Raw genomic sequence first — 5,639 nt, forward strand, 5'->3', positions numbered from 1 at the left:
CCGCTTGTCCGTTGAGTACGTAGGGAATACGACAAACACGGCAGCCGATTCAGCTGTTGAAGTTCGATTAGGCGGAGTCAACGGTACGTTAGTCGGAAAACTCGCAGCACCTCCGACATCAAACGGATGGGGTACCTATAAGACGGTTACTGGCGATTTAACTCAAAAGTTAACTGGCCTTCAAGATGTCTACTTCGTACTTACAGGAACGACAAACGCGACACTCAAATACATCGGTAATTTCGATAATGCCAGCTTTTCGTATATAAATCCAAATCCAAATCCAAATCCAACTAGAAGCGATTATGCCAAGTTGGAGCTGGAGAAGTACGATGAATGGACAAATGCTTTAAATGTGTACAACAATAATAGTCCGCTCAAAACGGAGGGTGGAAAAAGCGGAGATCAGGTTGCCAATACCTTTAATGGTGCATGGATTGCGTATAAGAAAATGGATTTTGGCACACAAGGTGTTAACCGCTTGTCCATTGAGTACGTAGGCAACACGGGGAATACGGCAGCCGATTCAGCCGTCGAAGTTCGATTAGGCGGAGTTAACGGTACGTTAGTCGGGAAACTCGCAGCACCTCCGACTGGTAACGGATGGGGTACCTACAAGACGGTTTCTGGCGATTTAACTCAAAAGTTAACCGGTGTTCAAGACATATACTTCGTATTTACGGGAACGACAAGTGCGACATACAAATATATCGGAAATTTCGATAACGCAAGCTTTGCGTATGTGCTCCCACCTAGAAGCGATTATGCCAAGTTGGAGCTGGAGAGCTTCAATGAATGGTCTACCGCTTTAAATGTTTACAACAATAATACTCCGCTCAAAACGGAGAAGGGAACTAGCGGTGATCAGGTTGCTAACACCTTTAACGGCGCCTGGCTCGGTTTCAAGAAAATGAATTTCGGCAGCGAAGGCGTGGATCGCGTAGGCATCGAGTATTCAGGCAACAGCGGAAGCTGCCCTACCGATGCGGCAGTTGAAATTCGCTTAGGTGGAGTAGACGGTACGTTAGTTGGGAAACTCTCCACACCTCCTACTGCGAGCGGATGGGGGACTTACGGAATAGTGTCGGCTGATCTCACTCAAAAGCTAACTGGGCTTCAAGATATCTATCTTGTCTTTACGGGAACAACCAATGCGACCAAAAAATACATTGGAAATTTCGATAATGTTAGGTTTTCTTTAAACGCACAGTAACATACGGACTGCAAGTAAAAAATGATGAGGGCTATTCCAAAGGTCATGTGACCAGAGGGATAGCCCTTTCTCACATCCAATAAAGGCAAAATCATTCTGGATATTCTTTCCCCAATCGGAAATGATAAATGAAAGTAAACATCAGGAAGAAATCACGCGAATTTACATAAAGGAGTCAACCATATGGAATCAACCGATATCCCATTGACATCGTCTGAAATAGGTAACTTGTGGATGACCTATCAAGAAAAAACCATGTTACTTCGCTTTTTGGAATATTTCCTTGAAAACGCAGAAAATGAAGAGGTTAAACAAATTCTGAAAACAACGTACGATTCTGCTGATCAAATGGTAAGCAAGATCAAACAAATTTTTGAGCAAGCAGGAGCCGTCATTCCACTTGGATTTACTGCAAATGACGTCAATAAAGGAGTTCCTAAGTTATTTGATTACCACTATGAACCGATGTTTTTGYATATGATAAGCAAGATTGAAACTCCCTTATTTGCGTTTCATTCAACAATGTCGTACCGGAAAGATATAAGACAGTTGTTTAAGCAGTTAACAGCAAATTCACAAGAGATGTACGATATGAGCGTACAATTCCTAGAGGAGAAAGGGATTCTATCGCGGCCGCCTTATATGTCCATGCCCACAGAAGTAACCTTCATTCAGAATGATAATTATTTATCAGGATTCCATTTATTTAAGGATAAAAGAGCTCTGAATGCGATTGAGATGTCGCTCTTACATCATGGCATTGAAGCGAACCTTACAGGGATGCAGCTTATGATCGGCTTTGCTCAAGTTGCTCATGATAAGAATGTGAAAGAATATTTTGTGAAAGGCATGAAGCTGTCCAAAGAGGTCGAAACGACTTTAGGGGAATTTCTACGCACGGACTACATTGAGCCGCCTGCCACTCACGCGGGGAAGGCCACCAACTCCACCGTTTCCCCATTTTCTGATAAGTTAATGATGTATCTCACCAATTTATTGGGTTCATTTGCGATTGGAAGTCACTCACTTGGCGGAGCTTTTAGTCTGCGAAGTGATTTACCGCTTGCGATGGCGAAACTGGCTCAAAAAATTATCCCCTTTGTCAAAGAAGGCGGAGAAATCATGATTGAACATGGTTGGATGGAAGAGCCGCCGCAAGTCGAAGATCGCAGGCAGCTAACCAAATCATGATGGTAAGTAAATGGGTATTGACCTAGCCACTCCAGTAATTGGATTGGCTTTTTTGCATAAAATTGCGCTAGTAATTTGCGTGATTTTGCAATAAAATATGTTGGTGAACGAATGGAGGGATTGTTTTGAGCCAACGCTATCGAATTACAAGATCTTTGCAAGTCAATGACAATTCAGAAGCCGTGATCTCTTTGGAAGAATGCAAACAGTATTTTGCGTCCCAATCGGATTTTGCCTATACATCAGTGTTTACGATAACCGGCGCAACCACGATGTCGATAGAAGGTGATTTCTTCATGTGGAGTTACGGGGATAGCAAGATTCCTTTCCGACATTATCAAGGGGATGTTTACGTGTCAGGCACGAATGAAGCCGTGATTCCAAGAATGATGGAAGTTGCGAGCGATTTAAGAGCGGACATCGTAGGAGAATAATGGTCTATTTTCGAAATTTTTAAAAATGTTGTTTACGTTGCTATCGATATCTGATAATATTATCGCAACATTCAAATGCGACGAAGAGAAGAGTAAATAAATGAAATCTTTCACAGAGAGCTCCGTTAGCTGAAAAGGAGCAAAGAATTCTTTATTGAAAAAAGGCTCAGAGCAGCACATCGGAACCGGGTAAGATGGCGATGGTGTGCCAGGAGCTCCTGTTACAGAGCTAAAGTATCCGCATTACACCGTAATGCCGTACTTGAAGAGGCTAATATGGCGACATATTGGCGAATCTGGGGTGGTACCACGAGGAATCCAAATCTCGTCCCTAAGGCTATATTAGTCTTGGGGGTGGGATTTTTTTGCTTTTATAAAAGAAATGCCGTTAGCGTGCTAGTTAGGTACACCAATTTAGACTTATTGAATAGTTTATCATACCATTTTGAAAGGATTTGAAAATCTCATGTCAGAAAAATTAAAAGTGGGTATTGTTGGAGGAACAGGTATGGTTGGCCAGCGTTTTGTTGATTTGCTGGAACAACATCCTTGGTTTAAAGTAACAGCGATCGCAGCTAGCAGCAGCTCTGCGGGTAAAACATATGAAGAATCCGTGCAAGGCAGATGGAAGCTCACTACCCCTATGCCTGAAAGTGTCAAACAAATTGTCGTTCAAGATGCTTCGAAAGTGGAAGAAGTAGCTTCTCAAGTTGACTTTATCTTTTGCGCAGTCGATATGAAAAAAAATGAAATTCAAGCGTTGGAAGAGGCGTACGCCAAAACGGGCACACCTGTTATTTCCAACAACTCGGCTCACCGCTGGACACCTGATATCCCGATGGTCATCCCGGAAGTGAATCCAGGGCATATTGAAGTCATCGCGGCACAAAGAAAACGTCTCGGAACTTCAACAGGGTTTATTGCCGTTAAGCCTAACTGCTCCATTCAGAGCTATGTGCCGGCGCTTCATGCCTTGCTGGACTTCAAACCAACACAAGTGGTTGCATCCACGTATCAAGCAATTTCCGGAGCGGGCAAAAACTTTACAGATTGGCCTGATATGCTGGATAATGTGATCCCTTATATTGGCGGCGAGGAAGAAAAAAGCGAGCAAGAGCCGCTGCGCATCTGGGGCAGCATCGAGAATAATGCCATTGTTAAAGCGAGCTCACCTTTAATTACAACCCAATGTATCCGCGTTCCTGTAACAGATGGACATCTAGCGACTGTTTTTGCATCGTTCGAGAAAAAACCATCCAAAGAAGAAATTCTTGCTCGTTGGTTGCAATTCAAAGGCCGCCCGCAGGAGCTTGAGTTGCCAAGCGCACCTAAACAGTTCATCACGTACTTCGAAGAAGAGAACAGACCGCAGACGAAACTTGATCGTGACATTGAGCGCGGTATGGGCGTTTCTGTAGGTCGCTTGCGTGAGGATTCCATCTACGATTACAAATTCGTAGGATTATCACATAACACATTGCGCGGAGCAGCAGGCGGTGCCGTTTTAATTGCTGAATTGCTGAAAGCAGAAGGTTACATTCAAGCAAAATAATAAATGAAAAACAAAACAGCAAGCCTTCCTATACGACTAGGGGCTTGCTGTTTTTGTTTTTAAAAACACTAAATTAATAGGAAATACCGAATTTCTCGTCCAAATCTTGTGAAATTTGTACGAGATCCCTCCAAATATGGTGACACGACACATGGATGTTATTCAGTTCTGTCCAGCCTTTATCTATTTCGACAATCATTTGTTCAATATCTTGATTTGTGATTTTTCTTTGTTCTGTATTGGTTCGCATAGGAAGCTCCTCCATGACAACGTTTCTTACTATATCATATCTTTTCGTCATGCTGCTCCCATATGAGGGTGTTGCATGCAGAGTTTGCAAATTCCTCGTGATAACAGCCGTTCCCTGGGGCACATCTCCCAACATAAGATTACTTAGGAGAGTGATCCCTTGTGACAATGAATAGACGTACATCCTCGTTTCATTTCGCCTACGTTACGAATTACAACGACAATACCATCTCGGTGATCGATACCCGAACCAGAAAGGTCAAGGCAACGATTAAGACGGGAAAAGGTCCCTTTGAGATCGCGATCACCCCCGATGGGAAACATGCGGTTGTCATCAATAAAACCGATAACACCGCTCAAGTCATCCAGCGTAGTACGAATAAAATTATTAGCACGATCCCAGTCGGAAAAAGCCCATCGGATGTAGGAACATCGCAAAGGTATGTGTATGTTACAAACTCAGCCGATAATACCGTTTCAGTTCTATGTATAAAAAAGAGAAAGGTCATTCAAACGCTAAAGGTAGGTAAGAGACCGGTAGGCGTAACTGTCACACCTCAGAAAATAGGACAAAGAACGGTGGGTTACGTGAGCAATCACGACAGCAATACGATTTCTATTTTTAATGCAAAATGTAATAAAATCATAGACACCATTCCTGCTGGGGTGGGTCCGGATCAAATTGCTTTTACCCAAAACAGCAGATTGGCTTATGTGACCACGAATCACAATGTTTTGGTCATCGGTACGAGAAGCAGAAAGATCCTTAGCAAAATTAAAGTCGGCTCAACACCTGTGGGAGTTGCGATAACGCCAAACGATCGATTTGCTTATGTCGGTAATGAAGGAGATAATACCGTTTCCGTCATTAGGCTGAAAAAAAATAAAGTGATAGCTACCGTTCCGGTGGGAAAGAAACCCGGCATAGTCGCTATCACGCAAAACGGCAAATATAGCTATGTGGCTAATTTTGGAGAAAATACCGTCTCTGTTATAAGAG

General features: G+C 43.0%; 6 protein-coding genes and 1 other annotated feature. Of the genes, 5 read left to right on the top strand and 1 reads right to left on the bottom strand.

The features are described from left to right. From AC1DUA_RS20730 to asd, 4 genes are all read left to right on the top strand, one after another. Positions 1-1,213, top strand: a 1,213-nt coding sequence (locus tag AC1DUA_RS20730; RefSeq protein ID WP_477501574.1) for a carbohydrate-binding protein, incomplete at its 5' end; no start/stop codon positions are given. 183 nt (positions 1,214-1,396) lie between these two features. Next, entirely contained in the window at positions 1,397-2,404 is a 1,008-nt protein-coding gene (locus AC1DUA_RS20735; protein ID WP_477501575.1) for a DUF3231 family protein, read from the top strand. Between the two features lie 125 nt (positions 2,405-2,529). Next, positions 2,530-2,838, top strand: a complete 309-nt coding sequence (locus tag AC1DUA_RS20740) for a hypothetical protein (protein ID WP_477501576.1) — start codon at positions 2,530-2,532, stop codon at positions 2,836-2,838. Positions 2,839-2,909: 71 nt separating this feature from the next. Further along, positions 2,910-3,174 (top strand) — a binding site (T-box leader). 130 nt (positions 3,175-3,304) lie between these two features. Further along, a complete protein-coding gene (gene asd / locus AC1DUA_RS20745) occupies positions 3,305-4,390 on the top strand; it encodes an aspartate-semialdehyde dehydrogenase (RefSeq protein WP_477501577.1) in 1,086 nt (361 codons plus the stop codon). A 73-nt stretch (positions 4,391-4,463) separates the two neighbouring features. On the opposite strand, the gene AC1DUA_RS20750 is transcribed toward asd, so the two are convergent. Next, the gene (locus tag AC1DUA_RS20750; RefSeq protein WP_157326056.1) at positions 4,464-4,640 is read right to left on the bottom strand and encodes a hypothetical protein; all 177 of its coding nucleotides are present in this window, start codon (positions 4,638-4,640) and stop codon (positions 4,464-4,466) included. 167 nt (positions 4,641-4,807) lie between these two features. On the opposite strand from AC1DUA_RS20750, the gene AC1DUA_RS20755 reads away from it, so the two are divergent. Continuing rightward, the coding region (locus tag AC1DUA_RS20755) for a YVTN family beta-propeller repeat protein (RefSeq protein ID WP_477501578.1) at positions 4,808-5,639 on the top strand (832 nt) is incomplete at its 3' end.

The organism is Paenibacillus sp. 01T422 (genome assembly GCF_056398785.1).

Bases quoted from the DNA above. Each gene is read 5' to 3' on its own strand.
- AC1DUA_RS20750 (WP_157326056.1), bottom strand. From the start codon at position 4,640: ATGCGAACCAATACAGAACAAAGAAAAATCACAAATCAAGATATTGAA.
- asd (WP_477501577.1), top strand. From the start codon at position 3,305: ATGTCAGAAAAATTAAAAGTGGGTATTGTTGGAGGAACAGGTATGGTT.